Here is a 19,767-nt window from a genome sequence, read left to right as displayed (position 1 = left end):
CCTCAGGGCCCTGCATTGTCTTGAAATTAATTATATGATTTAACCTATGAATACGAAGCGGAAACTCAGAAGCGCGGACTGGTTCAATGACCCGAGCCAGCCGGACCAGACGGCGATCTATATCGAGCGCTACCTGAACTACGGCCTCACCCGCGAGGAATTGCAGTCCGGCAGGCCCATCATCGGTATCGCCCAGACCGGCAACGACCTCACCCCCTGCAACCGCCACCATATGGATCTCGCCCGGCGCGTGCGCGAGGGGATCCGCGATGCCGGCGGTGTGCCTTTCGAGTTTCCGGTGCACCCGATCGCCGAGATGGGCAAAAGGCCCACCGCGGCCCTGGACCGCAACCTGGCCTACCTGGGGCTGGTGGAAATCCTCTACGGCTACCCGCTCGACGGTGTGGTGCTGACCACCGGCTGCGACAAGACCACGCCGGCCACCCTGATGGCCGCGGCGGCAGTGGATATTCCCGCCATCGTGCTGTCCGGCGGCCCCATGCTGAACGGTTGGGGGCGCGAGGATACCGATCAGCGCGTGGGATCAGGCTCCATCATCTGGACCTCCCGCGAGGACTACGCCCGCGGCGATATCGACTACGAACAGTTCATGGACAATGTCACCGCTTCCGCACCCAGCGTCGGCCACTGCAACACCATGGGCACGGCGCTGACCATGAACAGCCTGGCGGAAGCGATGGGCATGTCGCTGCCCGGCTGTGCGGCGATTCCCGCGACCTACAAGGAGCGCCCGGCCATCGCCTTCCACACCGGCAAGCGCATCGTCGATATGGTGTTCGAGGACCTGAAGCCCTCCGATATCATGACCCGGGAATCCTTCCTCAACGCCATCCGCCTCTGCTCCGCCATCGGCGGCTCCACCAATGCGCCGCCGCATCTGCAGGCCATCGCCAACCGCCTGGGGGTGAAGCTGTCCCTCGAGGACTGGCAGGATCACGGCGAGGAAATCCCGCTGCTGGTGAACTGCCAGCCCGCGGGCGAATTCCTGGGGGAGGATTTCTATCGCGCCGGCGGCGTGCCAGCGGTGATGGGCGAACTGCTGCGCGCCGGCGTCGCCGACGGCAGTTGCCGCAATGTCAGCGGCAAGACCCTGGGCGAACTCTACGGCGAGCAGGTACCGCGCAACGAAAAAGTGATCCTGCCCTACACGCAGCCGCTGATGGAAAACGCCGGCTTTGCGGTGATGCGCGGCAATCTGTTCGACAGCGCCATCATGAAAAAATCCGTGATCGGCGACAGCTTCCGCGAACACTACCTGCAGAATCCGGAACACCCGAATGTACTGCGGGGCCGCGCCATCGTGTTCGAGGGGCCGGAGGACTACCACCACCGCATCGACGACCCGGCGCTGGAAATGGACGAGCACTGCATCCTGGTAATCCGCAACTGCGGTCCGCTGGGTTACCCCGGCTCCGCCGAGGTGGTGAACATGCGCCCGCCGGACTACCTGATCAAGCGCGGCGTCACCGGCCTGCCCTGTATCGGCGACGGCCGCCAGAGCGGCACCTCCGCCAGCCCGTCGATCCTGAACGCCTCGCCGGAGGCCGCCGCCGGCGGCGGGCTGGCGCTGCTGCAGACCGACGACCGGGTGCAGGTGGACCTGAACAACAACCGCGTCGACGTGCTGGTAAGCGAAGAGGAACTGCAACGCCGCCGCGCCGACCTGCCGCCGCCGCAACTGGTCAATCAGACCCCCTGGCAGGAAATCTATCGCAACCACGTCACCCAGTTGGATGAAGGCGGCGATATGAAAATGGATGAGGAACATATCCGCATCGTCGAAACCCACGGCACTCCCCGAAATTCCCACTAGAGCTCGAACAGCGAGCTCCCTTCTCCCTCCGGGAGAGGGGCTGGGGGAGAGGGCAGTCGCCGCGCCACCGAAACCGGAAAATAAAAATAGAAACCGCGATGATCAAAAAAAGCCTAAGCGAAAAGACCTTATCCACAATTCTCTCCGCAGCCTTGCTGCTCCCCACCGCCGCTTTCGCGCAGGAACCAACGCGGAACCTGGATTTATGGCCAAAAGCCTCCAGCCCCGCCACCGACCCGACCATCGAGCGCCGCGCCGAATCCCTGCTGGAAAAAATGACCCTGGAGGAAAAGGTCGGCCAGATCATGCAGCCGGAAATCCAGTCGATCACGCCGGAGCAGGTAAGGAAATACCATATCGGCTCGGTGCTGAACGGCGGCGGCTCCATGCCCAACCGCGACAGCGAGGCCGGCCCGGACGACTGGCTGGCACTGGCGGACGCCTACTGGGAAGCCTCCATGGACACCGCCGACGGCGGCACCGCAATACCGGTTTTCTGGGGCACGGACGCGGTACACGGCAATGGCAACCTGCTGGGTGCCACCCTGTTTCCGCACAATATCGGCCTCGGCGCCGCCGGTGACCCGGAACTGGTGAAAGCCATCGGCGCCGCCACCGCGAAAGAGGTGCGCACCACCGGCGTGGAATGGGTTTTCGCTCCGACCCTGGCGGTGGCCCAAAACGATTTCTGGGGTCGCACCTACGAGAGCTACAGCGAAAATCCCGCACTGGTGCGCGAATACGCCGCGGCCATGGTGGAGGGCCTGCAGGGCGACGCCGGTTCCGGTGAATTCCTCGCAGAAAATCGCGTGCTGGCCTCCGCCAAACATTTCCTCGCCGACGGTGGCACCCTTGAAGGCGACGACCAGGGCGATGCCCGCATCGATGAAAGGGAGCTGATCGACATCCACAACGCCGGCTACCCGGCGGCCATCGAGAGCGGTGTCCAGACCATCATGGCCAGCTTTTCTTCCTGGAACGGGGAGAAGACCCACGGCAGCGAATACCTGCTCACTGAGGTGCTGAAAAAGCGCATGGGCTTCGACGGCCTGGTGGTGGGCGACTGGAACGGCCACGGCCAGGTACCCGGTTGCACCAACGATAGCTGTGCGCAGGCGATCAACGCCGGCATCGACCTGCTGATGGTCACCTACGACTGGAAGGCCATGATCGCCAACACCCTGGCACAGGTGCGCAGCGGCGAAATTTCCGAGGCGCGCCTGGACGATGCGGTGCGTCGCATCCTGCGGGTCAAGTTGCGCGCGGGCCTGTTTGAACGGAAGCCGTCCGCGCGCGCGCTGGCCGGCGACGAATCCGTGGTCGGCAGTGCCGAACACCGCAGGCTGGCACGCCGCGCCGTGCGCGAGAGCCTGGTGCTGCTGAAAAACCGCGACGGTATTCTGCCGCTGGATCCCGGGCAGGAGGTTCTCGTCGCCGGCCCCGGTGCGGACAGTATTGCCATGCAGTCCGGCGGCTGGAGTGTCAGCTGGCAGGGGGCCGGTATTGCCAACGAAAAATTCCCCGGCGCCACTTCCATTTATGCGGGAATCAAAAACGCGGTGGAAACGGCCGGCGGCAGCGCGCAGCTGTCCGAAGACGGCCAGTTCGAAAAAAAACCGGATGCGGCGGTGGTGGTATTCGGCGAGACGCCCTATGCGGAAGGGCAGGGCGATCTCAACTCGCTGGAATTCGAGGCCGGCAAAAAAGACAGCCTGGCACTGCTGAAAAAATTCCGCAGCGCGGATATCCCGGTGGTGTCCGTGTTCCTGTCCGGCCGTCCGCGCTGGGTCAACCCGGAACTGAACGCCTCCGATGCCTTTGTCGCCGCCTGGCTGCCGGGCACCGAAGGCGCCGGTGTGGCGGATGTGATTGTCGCCGGCGAAGACGGCGAGCCGCGCCACGACTTCAACGGGCGCCTGTCGTTCTCCTGGCCGAAACTGCCGCTGCAGGGTCGCCTCAACCCGCAACACCCGGATTACGATCCGCTGTTCGCCTATGGCGACGGCCTGGATTACCGGTCCGGCGAAACCGGGCCGGAAAACCTCGCCGAAAATGTGCCCGGCCTGATGCGCGGCGAACCCACGAAATACGATCTCTATGTCGGCCGGCCGATGCAGCCCTGGGGGGTGCAGATCGCGGACTTCGAGCAGGACCAGATGCTGAGCGGCGCCTTCGCCAAACTGCCCAGTGGGCGCGTCACTGTGGTGACCAGTGACAAAGAGGTGCAGGAAGATGCACTCACCTTCAAATGGCGCGATACCTGGCTGGCCCGCCTCAGTCTCGAGCACGGCGGCCCGCTGGACCTGAGCAACTACATCGACGAGGGCGTACTGTCTTTCGACCTGAAAGTGGACGACCTCGAAGACGGGGACCTGGCACTGGCGCTGCAGTGCGGCGAGAACTGTGAACGCAGTGTGGAGCTCGACGGGGAAGATAAGGGCTGGCACCGCAGAAGCTACAGCCTGAGCTGTTTTGTACGCGAAGGCGACGACTTCTCGAAAGTCACCGTCCCCTTCTCACTGCGCGCCGGCGGCCAGGGCCAGGTGGCGGTGGCCAATGTGCGGATGGAGAAAAGCGGCGAGGCCAGCGAGAGTTGCCCCGACTATCGCAAGCTCTCCGTCACCCCGGCGATGCTCGACACCTACTGGGCGCGGGACTGGTGGTTGCCCCGACACAAGGAGAAGCTGGCGATGCTGAAAAAGCGCGATATCGACCTGCTGATGATCGGCGATTCTATTACCGAAGGCTGGGCCAACCAGGGCAAGGCCGTGTGGGAGGAATACTACGGCGACCGCAATGCGCTGAACCTGGGCTTCGGCGGCGACCGCACGGAAAACCTGCTCTGGCGCCTGCGGAACGGCGAAGTCGACCATATCGAACCGGAAGTCGGCGTGGTACTGATCGGCACCAACAATACCAGTCACCGCCGCGAGGATCCGGAACTCACCGCCGCCGGTATCCGCGCAGTGCTGGACGAACTGCGCCAGCGCCAGCCGCAGATGAAAATCCTGTTGCTGGGCATCTTCCCCCGCGATCAGGAACCGGGTACGCACATGCGCCAAATAAATCGGGAGGTCAACGAAATCATCGCCGGCTACGCCGACAACGAGCATATCTTCTATCGGGAAATCTACAACGAATTCCTGACAGAGGATGGAAAACTGACAGAAGAGATCATGCCCGACTTCCTGCACCCGAACGAGCGCGGTTACCAAATCTGGGCCGAGGCCATGGAGCCGACACTGGCCAGGCTGCTGGGGGAGTGACACAGCGGTCGCCGCGGTACTCGCTCGCGGAATGGGGCTTCTACAGGTCCGTAGGGTGCACCGTGGCAGATAACTGCTCCATGCGTGATCTGCATGACTGCCATCCATGGCGGCCTAGCATCAAAAAAATATAAAAAAGCAGTCAACTTACTTTTGCACCATTGTGACTGAAAAATGCAATGAATTTTGCAGCGGTATTGCCGCTGCAAGATCCGTTTGTGTGCGCAATGTGTGATGAAGGCGAGATGGCTGAAACCATTCTTTCATCCTTTCGTTTGTTGTCGTCCTCTATTGCGCGCGCATTGCGCCCTTCGGTTTGTTTCCGGGGGCTTCACAAGAGCCAAATGCAGTATCGGCCGAATAAAACCAACAAAAGGATAGATCGATGAGAGATATACGGATAAAGAACGGGTGCAGCGGCCTGCGGGCTCTGTGCCGCGGTCTGTTGCAGGCCAGTGCTTTTGCGCTGATCGCCGGTGGTGCCATCGCGGCGCCGCAGGAAGAGTACCAGTGGCAGAATGTGCGTATCGATGGCGGCGGCTTTGTGCCGGGCATCATCTTCAACCGCACCGAGCCGGACCTGATCTACGCGCGCACGGATATTGGCGGCGCCTACCGCTGGAATGAAACCGAGCAGCAGTGGAAGCCGCTGCTCGACTGGATCGGCTGGGAAAACTGGGGCTGGAACGGTGTCATGAGCCTGGCCACGGACCCGGTGGATACCGACCACGTCTACGCGGCGCTGGGTATGTACACCAACAGCTGGGATCCCAACAACGGCGCCATCGCCCGCTCGACCGATCGCGGCGAAACCTGGGCCGTGACCGAGCTGCCGTTCAAGGTGGGCGGCAATATGCCCGGCCGCGGCATGGGGGAGCGGTTGCGCATCGACCCCAACGACAACAGCACCCTTTACTACGGTGCCGAAGGCGGCAACGGGCTCTGGCGCAGCACCGATTACGGCGTCACCTGGTCCGAGGTGAGCGACTTCCCCAATCCCGGCAGCTACGCCCAGGATCCGGAAGATCCCAACAACTACTTCAACCAGTTGCAGGGGGTGGTCTGGGTCACCTTCGATCCCTCGTCGGGTACACCGGGCCAGGGCAGTGACGTCATTTATGTGGGCGTGGCGGACAAGGGGGAATCCCTCTACCGCTCCACCGACGGCGGCGCCACCTGGGAAGCGATTCCCGGTGCGCCGGCGGGTTACATTCCCCACAAGGGCGTCTACGACGAGGTCAACGGCCAGCTGTATGTGGCCACCAGCGATACCGGCGGCCCCTACGACGGCGAGGACGGCGCGGTGTGGAAATTCGACGCCGCCGCCGAGAGCTGGACCGATATCACCCCGGTCGACGGCGACGATCTCTACTTCGGTTTCTCCGGCCTGACCATCGACCGCCAGAATCCCGACACCATCATGGTGGCCTCGCTGAACTCCTGGTGGCCGGACATGATTCACTTCCGCAGTACCGACGGCGGTGAAAGCTGGACCCGTATCTGGGAGTGGGGCGCCTATCCGGAGCGCACCAAGCGCTACACCATGGATATCAGCAGCGTGCCCTGGCTGGACTTGGGCGCCAATCCGCAACCGCCGGAAGAGGCATTGAAACTCGGCTGGATGAACGAGTCGGTGGAAATCGATCCGCACGATTCCAACCGGTTCATGTACGGTACCGGCGCCACCATTTACGGCTCCAACGATCTCACCAACTGGGATGCCGGCGGTGTGATTACCGTCGAGCCGATGATCGAGGGGCTGGAGGAAACCGCGGTGCTGGATCTCGCCAGCCCGCCCAGTGGTGACGCACCGGTATTTTCCGCGCTGGGCGATATCGGCGGCTTCAAACACACCGACCTGGATGCGGTGCCGGACCTGATGTACCAGATGCCGTATCTCACCAGCACCACCGGTATCGACTTCGCCGCGCTGGACCCGTCCACCATGGTACGGGTCGGCAATGCGGATGAGGCGCACATCGGTGTCTCCACTTCCGCCGGCGATAGTTGGTGGCAGCCGCAGGAGCCGGCGGGCGTTACCGGCGGCGGCAATGTGGCCCTCGGTGCGGACGGCGGCAGCATCGTCTGGAGTCCGGAAGGCGCCGCGGTGCATTACTCCACTACCTTCGGCAGTTCCTGGAGTGCCGCCAGCGGTGTCCCGGAGGGCGCGCGGATTGAAAGTGACCGGGTAAACGCGGATAAGTTTTACGCGCTCGCGGAAGGCAGCTTTTATGTCTCCACCGATGGCGGCGCCACTTTCGCGGCCACCGCGGCCAGTGGCCTGCCGGAATCCGGCAAGTTTCTCGCCGCGCCCGGACTGGAGGGGCATATCTGGCTCGCCGGTGGCGGTGTGGATGCCGACGAATCCACTGCGACCGGCCTGTGGCGCTCCACCGATTCCGGTGCCAGTTTCGAGCGCATCGCGAGTGTCGGCGAAGGGGTGAATATCGGGCTCGGCGCCGCTGCCCCGGGGGCCACCTACCAGACGCTCTACCTGGTGGGGACCGTGGACGGTGTCACCGGTGTATTCCGCTCCACCGAGGAGGGCGACAACTGGGTACGCATCAACGACGATCAACACCAGTACGGCAATATGGGCGAGGCCATAACCGGCGACCCGCGCGTCTACGGCCGGGTCTACCTGGGTACCAACGGCCGCGGCCTGTTTTACGCGGACCCGGTGGACGGCGGATCGGGGTCCTCCTCGTCCAGCAGTTCCAGTTCGTCGAGCAGCAGCTCTTCGTCCAGCTCGAGCTCATCCAGCAGTAGCTCTTCGAGTAGTAGTTCCTCCAGTTCGAGCAGCTCGTCCAGCTCCAGCAGTTCGTCTTCCTCCAGTTCCGGCGGTACCGGCGACCTCGCCTGCAGTGCCGATTCGTCCAACGATTGGGGCGGTGGCTTCGTGCAGGACTTTACCGTTACCAACAACGGCAGCCAGCCGGTAGATGGCTGGACGGTGGAGATGGATTTCGGCCAGTCCGTGACCGTCACCAATTCCTGGGGCATCGACCTGGGTGCCACCAGCGGCAGCCTGCTGAGTGGCGGCAGTGTGGGTTACAACGGCAGCCTGCAACCCGGTGCGACTGCCAACTTCGGGGTACAGGGCAATCCGGGCAACCTGGATGCGGTAATCTGTACGGCGCAGTAACCGAACCTGTGAAAACAGAAAGGGCCGGCGCAATGCCGTTCACTTAGCTTGCTAAGTGGCGGTGTCGCTACCGGGTACGGTCTTGCGAGACACGCCGTGAACCCATCCCTGGGGGCTCTTCTGCGAGGTCCCTCTCGCAGAAGGTCTCGCAAGACCGCACCCGGCATCGACACCTTTGCCCGCAAATTCGTTAAGTGAACAGCATTGCGGCGCACTACCGGCCCTTTTTTGCCTGTAGAAAGTGATCGAATAGCTCTTCTACCACCAGGTGGCGTAAAGCGCGATCAATACCAGCGTGACACCCAGCGCGGCCAGGTTGAAACTCTGGCTGGTGGCGAAATTGATTTCGCCCGTGGCCACCACTTCGCCGCCGCCACTGTCGGTGTGGACCTGGTCGCGGTTTTCAAACAGGGACACGATCACCGCCAGCGCCAGGCAGATCAGGAATACCAGTCCCATACGGTCGATAAACGGCAGTTCCGGCCACCATTTCCACAGGACCAGGGACAGCAGCGCGGAGCCGATAGCGGCCACCAGGGCGCCGTTGGCAGTGGCGCGCGGCCAAAAGACGCCGAGTACGAACAGCACCGTAATGCCCGGCGTAAAGAAGCCGGTGAATTCCTGGATATACTGGAAGGCCTGCTCGAACTGGCCCAGCAACGGCTGTGCGCAGATGGTACCCAGCACCAGGGCCGCGAGGCTGGCGGTGCGCCCCACGCGCACATAGTGTTGCTCGCTTCTCTGCGGCTGGTAGCGCGAATAGATATCCATGGTGAAGATGGTGGAGATACTGTTGGTCATCGAGGAAAGCGAAGAGACGATGGCGGCCACCAGCGCCGCGAATACCAGCCCCTTGAAACCCACCGGCATCAGGTTCATCAGCTGCGGATAGGCCTGGTCCGGCCGCTCCAGTTCCGGAATCAATACCGCCGCGGCGATCCCCGGCAGCACCACGATCAGCGGCATCAGCAGCTTCAGGTAGGCGGCGAAGGCGATGCCCTTCTGGCCCTCTTCAACAGATTTCGCCGCCAGTGCCCGCTGGATGATGTACTGGTTGAAGCCCCAGTAGGCGAAATTCACCACCCACATACCGCCAAGTAGTACCGACAGGCCCGGCAGGCTCATGTAGTGGGGATTGTCCTTCGACAGAATCATGTCGAACTTCTCCGGTGCTCTCTGCGTGAGTTCCGCGAAGCCGGCGAGGACACCGCGCCCATCGGAAATCATGTCCAGTGCCAGGTAGGAAAGCACGAGCCCGCCGAGAACCAGCAGTACCACCTGGATGATGTCGGTCAGCGCCACCGCCTTGAGACCGCCGTAGAGGGAGTAGGCGGCGGAAAACAGGCCCAGGAACAGCAGCCCGGATAGCAGTTCGACGCCGGCGATGGCGTTGATCGCCAGGGCGCCCAGCCACAGTACGGAGGTCAGGTTCACGAACACATAGACACCCAGCCAGAAGGTGGCCATCACCACTTTCACCCGGCTGTCGTAACGCTGTTCCAGGAACTGCGGCATGGTGTAGATTTTCTTGCGCACGAATACCGGCAGGAAATACTTGCCGACCAGGATCAGCGTGATGGCCCCTATCCACTCGTAGGAGGCGATGGCCAGGCCGATTGCATAGCCCGAACCGGACATGCCGATAATCTGCTCGGCGGAAATATTGGCCGCAATCAGTGAGGCGCCTACGGCCCACCAGGGCAGCCCCTTGCCGGCGAGGAAATAATCCCGGGTATTTTTCTGGTGGCCGCTTTTCTCCCTCGATACGAGGTAGCCGATGGTAATCAGCATCGCCACATAGGCGATAAAGATCAGCAGGTCGATGGGTGCCAGTTGCATAGCTCTCACCTTCTCTCGTGCTTATTGTTATTCACTGCCGCTTCGGCGGCTTCTCATTGGTAGGGTGCGCACGGCGCACCCTACGGAGTCAGCGCGGCAATCATGGCCTTCGCCTTTTGCCGGATATCCACCAGGGCCTTGCCCGGCCGGTAGAGGCTGGAGCCGGTGCCGAAACCGTCCGCGCCCGCCGCCAGGTAGGCGGTAAAATCCCGCTCGTCGATACCACCCACCGCCAGCAGCGGCACCGGCGGCAGTACCGCTCGCAGTGCGGCGACTGTCTGTGGTGATAGCAGGGTGGCCGGAAACAGCTTGATTGCATCGGCGCCGGCATCCAGCGCGGCAAAGGCCTCTGTGGGTGTACAGCAGCCCGGCAGCGAAACCAGGTCCAGTTTCTTGCTCTGTGCAATGATCGCTGTGTCGCAGTTCGGGGAGACGATCAGCCGGCCGCCGGCATCTGCCACCCGCTGCACTTCCCCGGCGGCGGTGACCGTGCCGGCGCCGATCAGTGCATCGCGGCCGAAGCGGTCGCTGAGCCGGGCTATGGAGTCCAGCGCCCCGGGTGAGTTCAGCGGTACCTCAATCGTGGAGAATCCGCACTCCAGCAGTGTCTCCGCCACCGGTACCGCCTCGCTCGGGGTAACACCGCGGAGAATTGCCACCAGTGGGCAGTGTTCAAGAAATGCTTTCAGCACCGGCGGCCTCCTTTTGCTGGCTGTGATCGCCCGCTGCATCGCAGATGATTTTCACTCCCCGTACCACCGCCAGTGCCGGGTCGATCGGTTGCAGGGGCAGGTCGAAATGCTGTGCGGCCTGCCGGTAGCTGTTGCCGAGTTTGCGATCGCCCACCAGCAGCAGTTTGCCGGCGGGGGGAAACAGGCTCAGTGCATGGGCGAACTCGCTGCCGATCAGGATGCCGGACAGATAGGCGGACATCGACTGATCGCCGGTATCTTCGCACAGGCTGCGGCTGCGGGCGGAAAACACCTGGTGTAGCAGGCCGCCTTTCCCGCAGCTCTGCGCCAGTCCGCGATCAAAGCTGTGGGCATCCATCGACTCGGCATCCAGCACCGAACCGATGGAGCTGTGCCGGTGCAGCAGGGCAAAGAGTTCACCGGTAAAAAAAGTCGCAAAATCGACAATCCGGCCGCCGCGGACGCGCACCCATTTACTGTGGGTACCGGGCAGTATCAAGACGCCGTCGTCCAGTCCACTGATTGCCAGTGCGCCGAGCACCTGGCATTCCTCGCCGCGCATGACATCCGGTGTGCCGGCCGGCGTGCGGCACTGTACCCCCGGCACGAAAAAAATATTGTCGCGGCCGGCGAGGGGTTTCAGGCCGGCTGCCAGTGCCGGCGGCTCGACCGGGCAGGGCACGTAGGGCGTTTCCTGCCAGCCGGTGCGACTGCCGATCATGCCGCAGAGGTAGGTGGGGATTCCCGGCCAACGGTGTTGCCAGTCGCTGCAGTATTCCCCCAGCACCGCGGCGTAGTCGCCGTCGCAGCGCTGCACGCCGCACTCGCCGCTGCGGCTCACCAGTGCGCGGCCGTCGTCGTCAATCAGGTGGGCGCGGATATTGGTCGTGCCCCAGTCCACCACAATCCGTTGCATCAGGCGCGCCCCCCGTCCACCACCAGCGATTGTGCCGTGATCATGCGGGAGGCATCGGAGGCGAGGAACAGGGCGCTGTCGGCACAGTCCTGTTCGCCGATGGTGGATTTCAGGCACTGTTGATCCAGGCATTCCCGCAGTGCCTCCTCGGTGACCCACAGCTCTCTCTGCCGTTCGGTCATCACCCAGCCGGGAATCAGTGCATTGACGCGGATATTGTCCGGCCCCAGCTCCCGCGCCAGCGCTTTGCTCAGCCCGACGATACCCGCTTTGGCGGCGACGTAGGCCGGGTAGCCAGAGAGCCCCAGCAGCGCGGAGTTGGAACCTACATTGATGATGCTGCCACCGCCCAGCTCGCGCATCCCCGCTGCGGCGGCCTGTGCGGTAAAGAAATGCGGACGCAGATTGGTACTGAGGGATTCATCCCATTCCCGGGGGGTGAATTTTTCCAGCTGGTGGCGGGTATCCCGGGCGGCATTATTGATCAGTACGCGGATGCTGCCGAGCCGCTGTGCGGCCGTTTCCATACAGGACTGCAGGTGCTCCACATCGCCGATATCGCAGCGCTGGAAAAAGGGGGCGCTGCCGGTTTCTTCTTCCACTTCGCTGCAGAGTCGCTGTGCCTTGTCGGCGTCCAGGGAGACAAAGGCAACCCGCGCGCCCTGGCGACAGAAGGCGCGCACAAAGGCGGCGCCGATGCCGGAACCGCCGCCGGTGATAAAGATCGCGTTGTCGCGCAGGTCGGGGTAACTGGCCCTGTTCATGCTCTACTCCAGATTATTCGTTGCCTGTTTCCGATTGTTCTTTGCGGGAAATCCGCATTGCCCCGGTCGGCTCGCCCACAACGATGCCGCGGCCGTCTGTGCCCACATAGACGCGGCCGAAGTGGCGCGGGTCGCCGGCGATGGTGCGGTAGCGACGGCCGTATTCGCTGTCGGCGCCGTTGACGCGCTGCCAACTTTTCCCGGCGTTGTCCGAGCGCCAGATGGCCCGCAGGTCGCCGCGTGTGCCGATGGCAAAGAGCGCCGGGTGGTCGCGGCCGGGGGCGGCCCTGCCGAAGGCCATTTCCTCCACTGCGATATCGCCCTGCAGGCGCCGGAAACTGTGCCCGCCGTCGGTGGAGTGGAACAGTCCCTTTTCCGATACCAGCCACAGCTCGCCACTGCGCCCCGGTGTGGCCAGCAGCGGCCAGGCCTGTTCGCGATCGCGCGGGGCTTTTAGTCCCTTCGGTAGTCCTCGAGAATTGAGCGGGGCAAAAGTCCTGGCGGCGTCATTGCTTGCATAGATTTCACCGCTGGCAAAATCCAGCGCGTAGAAGCGTTCGCCGTCGACCCGGTCGGCCACCGGGCGCAGTCCTTCGGGCAGGTCTTTGACGGACCGCCAGTTTTCGCCGCGATCCCCGCTGCGCTGTGGAATCGGCGCCATGAAAACGAAAGTCTCGCCGTCGGCGGAGACGGTGATGGCGTTGTCGCCACTGAGGTCGAAACGCCGGGATTCTCCGTCCATTTTCAGCGGCGGCACCGTCAAAGGGTGCCACTGGCGGCCGTGGTTGTCGGACCAGGCCAGCGTCGGCACCGGCCCCTCGGCCCGGTGCGGCGGCGTGCCGCTGCGCAGGACGATATGGGGCGCGGCGCCGGCATAGTCGATCTGGTTGGTATTGGCGAATACCGGACCGGTGAGCATGGTCCGCGGCGAGCGATCGAAGTCTTCGTGCACGAAGCCGCTGATATCGCCGAAGCCGGACAGCAGTTCCGGGCCCTGCGGCAGGCTGGTCAATGCAATCACCGCGGTCTGCTCGATCCCTTTGACCCAGGGCTGCCAGAGCAGCTTTTCCCCGGGCAGTTTGTCCGTGCGGTAGACGGTGGCCCCGGTGGTATAGACCAGTGTGTTTTCATCGAAGGGATCGAAGGCGAGGCCCGCGATCCACCAGCCGAAGTCGGATTCCTCCTCGCCCCAGTAGAGATAGGGCGTGGCGCTCACATCGCGCCGGCTTCGGGATTCCAGTGCGCGCCAGTTGTCGCCGCCGTCGTGGCTGACAAAAATATTGTCCCGCGGCCGCCAGCGGTCGATAGTGGCCACGGCGACGGTTTCCGGGTTCTGTTCACTGACGCTGAGGCCCATAAATCCGCCTTCGGCTTTTGCCGGCGGCGGGGTGATATTGCTCCACTCGTCGATTTCCAGATCCAGTCTGTAGACGGCGCCGCTCTCAATACCATTGGGGCCGATATCGTCGCTGTAGGTGATGTACAGGTTGTCGCCGGCTGCGGCGGCCTGCACCGGCAGCAACTCATGCGGGCCGCCGGAGATTTTTTCCCAGCTTTCGCCGCCGTCGTCGGAGCGGTAAAGCCCCGCGGCCCGCCTGTCGGCCACGCCGGCAAAAATACGGTCGCTATTGAACAGTACAAAACTCACACCGCCACGGCTGCTCCAGCGCTCCTGGGGTTTGCCCAACCCCGGGTGGGGAAAGCTCTGCAGCTTCTGCCAACTGGCGCCGCGGTCGCGGCTGCGCCAGAGACCGTCGAAGCGGGAGCCGAACAGCAGGTGATCGGTATCCTGCGGATCAACGGCCAGCCGCTCCCCCAGCCCGCGACCGTCCTCGTTGCCGCCCATGGCGAAGGGCACCGGTGTCACTTCCCAGGTGCTGCCGCGGTCGAAGGAGCGCAGCATGGCCGCCGGATAGTGCTTGTACATGCCCGCGGCCATATGCACCACGTCCGCATCTTCCGGATCCGCGGCGATACTTTCGATACCGAAATAGCTGGATTCCGCCATACCGTCCTGCAGCGGTATCCAGCGCTGGCGAATTTCGTCCCAGCGATAGGCGCCGCCCATATCTGTGCGCAGGTAGGCGAGGTTTTCCTCCGCCTCGCTGAAAACAATATTGGGTGCGAAGCCGCCGGCGCCGACGGTGATATTGCGCCAGTGGTAATCGTTGCCGGCAGCGACGCCGCTAGCGGTAACAAGAAGCAGGGTTGTGGTAATCAGTCTTTTTAACATCTCTTATCTACTATTCTTTTCTTTCGTGTGCCCCCGGGTGCGCCGAGCTCCAGCTCGGCTTGCGGGCCGCAGGCCCGCTCTCCCCTCTCCCGCTTGCGGGAGAGGGCCGGGGGAGAGGGGGCCGGCCGCAGCCACCGGTTTTGCTCTCTCTCGCCGTCGTTTTCCGAGGCCGTGGGCCTACGGCCCACCAGCCGAGCTGGAGCTCGGCGTTCCCAAGGGGGGAGCTGTCCAGTTTCTAGTCCGGAATCAGTTGGGCGAGGAACTCCCCGTGCGTGGGCGCGCTTTCCGCACCCGCCGCCACGGCGCGGCGCATTTTTTCAAACACCTGCGCCAGTTGTTCAGTGTCCAGCTTGTCTACCTCTGCCAGATAGCGCTGCGGCCGGTAACCCAGGCCGTTGTAGATGGCGATCCAGCTGGCCTCGCTGAAGGACTCCTGCTCGTACATCAGCATGCGCCCGTCCTCGCGGAAGGTCTCCAGCTTTGCCTGCAGGCTGTCCGGTACCGGCATGGCCCGCATCTCGCGCCAGAAATCGCTGTCGTCGCGGCCGTTCAGCTTGTAGTGCAGGATGATAAAATCCCGCAGGCGTTCGTATTCTTCCCGGTTGAGGCGGTTGGCCTCGCGAATCTTTGTCGGCTCGGGCACCAGGTCCGGCAGAAACTGCAGCAGTTTTTCGATACCGGTCTGGATCAGGGAAATGCTGGTGCTCTCCAATGGTTCGATAAAACCCGAGGCCAACCCCAGGGCCACACAGTTTTTGTGCCAGAATTTTTTGCGCATACCGGCGGTAAAGCGGATGGGCCGTGGTTCGGCCAGGGCCGGGCCATCCAGGTTGCGCAGCAGGTCTTCGCCGGCCTGTTCCAGTTTCATATGGGCACTGGAAAAGACATGGCCGTTGCCGCTGCGGTGCTGCAGCGGAATCCGCCAGCGCCAGCCGGCCGCGGTGGCGCTGGCGCGCGTGTAGGGAGGGGGCGTGGAGTCGCGCTCGCTCTGTACCGCCAGTGCCGTGTCCACCGGCAGCCAGTGGCGCCAGTCCTCGTAACCGGTCTTCAGCGCCTCTTCGATCAGCAGGCCGCGGAAGCCGGAGCAGTCGATAAACAGGTCGCCGTCGAGTGTGCTTCCGCTTTCCAGGTAGAGTGTCTCGATATCGCCGCTGTCGGGGTTCTGGCGCAGGTCCACGACCTTGCCCTCGATACGCTCGACCCCGCGCGCCTCGGCGTAGTCGCGCAAAAAGCGCGCGTAGCGGCCGGCATCGAAGTGGTAGGCGTAGCTGTAGAGCGCCAGTGGCGTGGTGGCCCTGTCGTCCGGCTGAGCGAAGCGGTTGGCCCTGGCCATGGCGGCGGACAGGCAGTATTCCTGCAGTGGTGCCGCCCGACCTTCGCGCTGCAGTTTCAGCCAGCAGGGGAAAAATGGCAGGTTACTGATGGGCGCGCCGAAATCCGCAAACGGGTGAAAGAAATGTTCGCCGGTTTTGCGCCAGCCGGAAAACTCGATCCCCAGTTTGAAGGTGGCGCCGGTGGCGGCGATAAAGTCGCGCTCGTTGATACCCAGATACTGGTTGAGGCGGATGATGCCCGGTACCGTCGCCTCACCCACGCCCACGGTGCCTATCTGCTCCGATTCCACCAGCTGAATCTTCAGAGGTTGTTCGCGGTAGTGCTTTGAGAGCGTCGCCGCCGCCATCCAGCCGGCGGTGCCGCCGCCGACGATGGTGATCTTCTCGATTCTTTTCGTCGCCATCAGTCATTCACCATGACAAAGCCGCCGTTGGTGGCCATGGAAATCTGCAGCTTTTCGCTGGAAGCCAGCGGCGCTTTTCCGGAGGCAAAGGGTGGTCGGGATGGTCGCGTAACAGCAGTGTTTCATGGCCTGCCTTTTCTTGTTCTGTGCCGGCGTCAGCGGCCCTCTCCCCCGGCCCCACTGATGGTCGCCATTCCTGGCGACCACCCTGTCGGGCGCCTTCGGCGTCCAAATCTGGTTCCGGCCGCTCCAGGTATTCACGGCGCCTTCGGCCCCCGCAAATTTGTCGCGGTGGGAGAGGGGGAACCGCTCCCTTCGTTCACTTGCGGGGAGGGCGAGGGAGCATTGGGCCGCTGGGTCCTTATCCGCGCTTCAGGGTGAGCAGATCACCGCTGTATTCCACGGTTGTCGCAGCCGGCGCGTCGAAGTCGGACAGTTTGTTGCCCTCCTCGATCCAGCGCACCTGGATCTGGCGGCTTTCCGCCATGCCCGGGAAGTCGCCGATGCGTTCGCCGATGGTCAGTTCGCCGCTGGCCTCGTTGTAGCTCAGCGGAATGCGTGACCATTCTCCGTTTTCGTAGCCGTAGCTGCTGCCGTCGTCCTCGTAGATCTCGAAGCTGCCGTCGGCGCCGGTGAAGACGTTGATGGTCAGCGGTGCGTTCAGGCTTTCGCCGGTGTGCTGGATTTCCGGGCCGGTGGGCAGGATGCTGCCGGCCTTGACGAACAGCGGCATGCGATCATAGGGCGCATCCGCTTCGATTTGCTGGCCGCCGCTGTATTTCTCGCCGCTGTGGAAGTCGTACCAGTCACTGCCCTCGGGCAGGTAGAGGTCGCGCGAGCGGGCGCCGAACTCGGAGATGGGGTTTACCAGCAGCGACGGGCCGAACAGGTACTGGGTGTTGATGTCGCGCACTTTCGGGTCGTCGCCGAAATCCATCGCCAGGCCGCGCATCATGGTGCCATCCTTGTGATAGGCATCGCCGGCCAGGGTGTAGATATAGGGCATCAGGCGATAGCGCAGTTTGGTGTACCAGACCATGCTGTCGTAGGTCTCGCTGCCCTCGTCGGCGAGATTGAAGATCTCCCGATAGGGGTTCTGGCCGTGGGAGCGGAACAGCGGCGTGAAGGCGCCGAACTGGAACCAGCGCAGGTTCAGCTCCTGCCACTCTTGCTGTTCGCTCTCGGGCATTTCATTGAAATTGCCCACCACCACATCGCCGTTGTAGCGGTAGCGATCCTCCGGTGTGAAACCGCCGATATCGAAGGTCCAGTAGGGCACGCCCGCCATACCCACGCCGATACCCGCAGCGATCTGTTCCTCTAGGTTGGACCAGCGGGAGACCACATCGCCGCTCCAGATGGCGGAGCCGGTGCGCTGGATACCACCGAAGCCGGAGCGGGTGAGAATAAAGCTGCGCTTGTGGCCATCGGTTTCGCGCTCCCCTTCGTAAACCGTTTCTGCATGGGGCAGGGCATAGGCGTTGAACATCTCCGCGCCGGTGCCCAGGTTGTTGGGGCTGATCAGGTCCTTGCGGTGGGCAAAGCTGAGGTTGGAGTGGATATCCGGCTCCACCGCGTCCAGCCACCAGGCGTCGAAGCCGAGGGTATTCAGCTTGTCCCGCATCTGGCTCCAGTAGAGTTCGCGACACTCGGGATCGTAGGCATCGTAAAACGTATTGAGATAGCCGGGGCCGATCCAGTCGAGGTTATTCTCTTCGATGTTTTTGTTGAACATACAGCCCTCGGCATTGAGCTGCTTGTAGTTTTCCGTGGTGGGGTAGAACTTGGGCCACACGGAAATCATGATGTTGGCGTCCAGCTCGTGCACGCGGTCCACCATGGCTTTGGGCTCGGGGAAAAACTCGCTGTCGAAATCGTGGCTGCCCCAGGCGTCGGCCGGCCAGTAGGACCAGTCCAGTACGATATTGTCGATGGGGATTTCCAGATCCCGGTACTCCTCCAGCGCGCCCAGCAGTTCGTCCTGGGACTTGTAGCGCTCGCGGCTCTGCCAGAAACCGAAGGCCCACTTGGGCAGCATGGTGGCCTTGCCGGTCAGCTCGCGGTAGCCGGAGACAACCTCGTCTTTGTCCTCGCCGGCAACAAAGTAGTAGTCCACCGCCTTGCCGGTATCGGCCGCGAAGGAGAGTTGCTGCTGTTCTTCCTGTGGCCGCGGGCCGTGTTGTAGAAGACGCATATAGCCGCCCTGGGGCTGCCAGTCGAGATCCAGCTGGTATTTCTCGCCGGCCTGGAGTTCCATTTCCGCATTGTGGTACCAGGGATTCCAGTTCATGCGCCAGCGGTTCAGCAGTTCATCACCATTCAAGGCCAGGTTGGCGTAACCACTGGAATACATCTTCAGTTCGTGCTCGCCGCTTTCCGTGGGCTGGATGCTGCCGGTCCACTCGATACGCAGGTTTTCCGCGTCCGCCACTTCTTCCGGCAGTGGAACTTCGCGCACGCTGCCGTGGGACAGGAACTGGTAGTTGAGGTCCGCTTCGGAGCGCTCGAGCTTGAGCTCGTCGCCGTCGTAGTAGCGCGCGGTCAGCCCGCCGGGCTCGCCGTTGGCATCGAAGAGCTTGAAGCCTTCCGGCAGCGGCTGGGGCGGCAGCGGATCGCCCAGGCGGCTGATACCGGCGTTGTTCCACAGCAGACCGTAGTTGCGGCTGGAAACCAGGTAGGGAATGGCGATTTCCATATTGTAGGTGGTGAGCTCGACATTCTCGCCGGCGTAATTGACATCGCCGTCCTGCTGCTGGCCCAGGCCGTAGAAGGCCTCGTCCGGCAGGTGATCGAACTGTTGGCGCAGGGAGAAGGAGTCCGCGTCCACCTTACCCGGATCGCGGCTGACCGGTCCCAGGCTGCGGCCGGCTTCCGACAGCAGTGTCTCGCCGGCGGCGTTCTTGAATTCCACGGCACCGCTTTGCAGATCCACCTCGGCGGAGACTTCGTCGGTTTTTACTACCAGCTCGCCGTCCACTTCGGTAACGGAGAAGGCGGTCTGCCGCGGCTCGGCGGTCACCATCATGGGTTCCGGCAGATTCGTGAAGCCCTGCTGCGGCGTGGCGGTAACGCGGATGATCTCCTCGTCGATGACCTGCAGGCGGACTTTTTTGAAGTCGCCCTCGTTCAGGGAGACGACGGCGCCGTGGGCGGTCTGCTGCCAGTTGGGGGCCGCCGCGGCCTCGGTGTTCTGTTCCTGGCTGCCGTCGCAGGCATAGAGCCAGGGGAAAAGGGCGATTGCCAGCAGTGGGGGGGTGAAGGTTCTGTGTTTGTTCATGTTTTGGTACCTGTCTTTTTTATAAGTCTTGGAGAGGGCTTCGGCCGCCCTCTCCCCCGGCCC

Annotated in this window: 10 protein-coding genes; 3 read left to right on the top strand and 7 right to left on the bottom strand. The window is 63.1% G+C overall.

The window, feature by feature from the left end:
- Positions 1-46: 46 nt before the first annotated feature.
- From OQE62_RS04815 to OQE62_RS04805, 3 genes are all read left to right on the top strand, one after another.
- The gene (locus tag OQE62_RS04815) at positions 47-1,834 is read left to right on the top strand and encodes an IlvD/Edd family dehydratase (protein WP_265720864.1); all 1,788 of its coding nucleotides are present in this window, start codon (positions 47-49) and stop codon (positions 1,832-1,834) included.
- 98 nt (positions 1,835-1,932) lie between these two features.
- The gene (locus OQE62_RS04810; RefSeq protein WP_265720863.1) at positions 1,933-5,100 is read left to right on the top strand and encodes a glycoside hydrolase family 3 N-terminal domain-containing protein; all 3,168 of its coding nucleotides are present in this window, start codon (positions 1,933-1,935) and stop codon (positions 5,098-5,100) included.
- A 385-nt stretch (positions 5,101-5,485) separates the two neighbouring features.
- The gene (locus tag OQE62_RS04805) at positions 5,486-8,245 is read left to right on the top strand and encodes a cellulose binding domain-containing protein (RefSeq protein ID WP_322746560.1); all 2,760 of its coding nucleotides are present in this window, start codon (positions 5,486-5,488) and stop codon (positions 8,243-8,245) included.
- Positions 8,246-8,503: 258 nt separating this feature from the next.
- On the opposite strand, the gene OQE62_RS04800 is transcribed toward OQE62_RS04805, so the two are convergent.
- From OQE62_RS04800 to OQE62_RS04770, 7 genes are all read right to left on the bottom strand, one after another.
- Positions 8,504-10,084: a sodium/sugar symporter gene (locus tag OQE62_RS04800; RefSeq protein WP_265720862.1), complete on the bottom strand. Its 1,581-nt coding sequence runs from the start codon at positions 10,082-10,084 to the stop codon at positions 8,504-8,506.
- A gap of 80 nt (positions 10,085-10,164) precedes the next feature.
- Entirely contained in the window at positions 10,165-10,776 is a 612-nt protein-coding gene (locus OQE62_RS04795; RefSeq protein ID WP_265720861.1) for a 2-dehydro-3-deoxy-6-phosphogalactonate aldolase, read from the bottom strand.
- The gene (locus OQE62_RS04790) at positions 10,757-11,692 is read right to left on the bottom strand and encodes a 2-dehydro-3-deoxygalactonokinase (RefSeq protein WP_265720860.1); all 936 of its coding nucleotides are present in this window, start codon (positions 11,690-11,692) and stop codon (positions 10,757-10,759) included. The genes OQE62_RS04795 and OQE62_RS04790 overlap by 20 nt, the downstream gene beginning before the upstream one ends.
- Positions 11,692-12,456 (bottom strand): SDR family NAD(P)-dependent oxidoreductase, encoded by a 765-nt coding sequence (locus tag OQE62_RS04785; protein WP_265720859.1) that lies wholly within the window; start codon positions 12,454-12,456, stop codon positions 11,692-11,694. The genes OQE62_RS04790 and OQE62_RS04785 overlap by 1 nt, the downstream gene beginning before the upstream one ends.
- 13 nt (positions 12,457-12,469) lie before the next feature.
- Positions 12,470-14,689: a WD40/YVTN/BNR-like repeat-containing protein gene (locus tag OQE62_RS04780; RefSeq protein ID WP_265720858.1), complete on the bottom strand. Its 2,220-nt coding sequence runs from the start codon at positions 14,687-14,689 to the stop codon at positions 12,470-12,472.
- Between the two features lie 235 nt (positions 14,690-14,924).
- Positions 14,925-16,427, bottom strand: coding sequence for a tryptophan halogenase family protein (locus OQE62_RS04775; RefSeq protein WP_265720857.1), 1,503 nt, complete (start codon positions 16,425-16,427; stop codon positions 14,925-14,927).
- Positions 16,428-16,788: 361 nt separating this feature from the next.
- Positions 16,789-19,704 (bottom strand): TIM-barrel domain-containing protein, encoded by a 2,916-nt coding sequence (locus OQE62_RS04770; RefSeq protein WP_265720856.1) that lies wholly within the window; start codon positions 19,702-19,704, stop codon positions 16,789-16,791.
- Between the last annotated feature and the right edge of the window lie 63 nt (positions 19,705-19,767).

The sequence above is a fragment of the Microbulbifer halophilus genome (assembly GCF_026183675.1).
Taxonomy (GTDB): Bacteria; Pseudomonadota; Gammaproteobacteria; order Pseudomonadales; family Cellvibrionaceae; genus Microbulbifer; species Microbulbifer halophilus.
The sequence above is the reverse complement of the archived record's forward strand: the minus strand, read 5'-3'. Positions and strand labels throughout refer to the sequence as shown.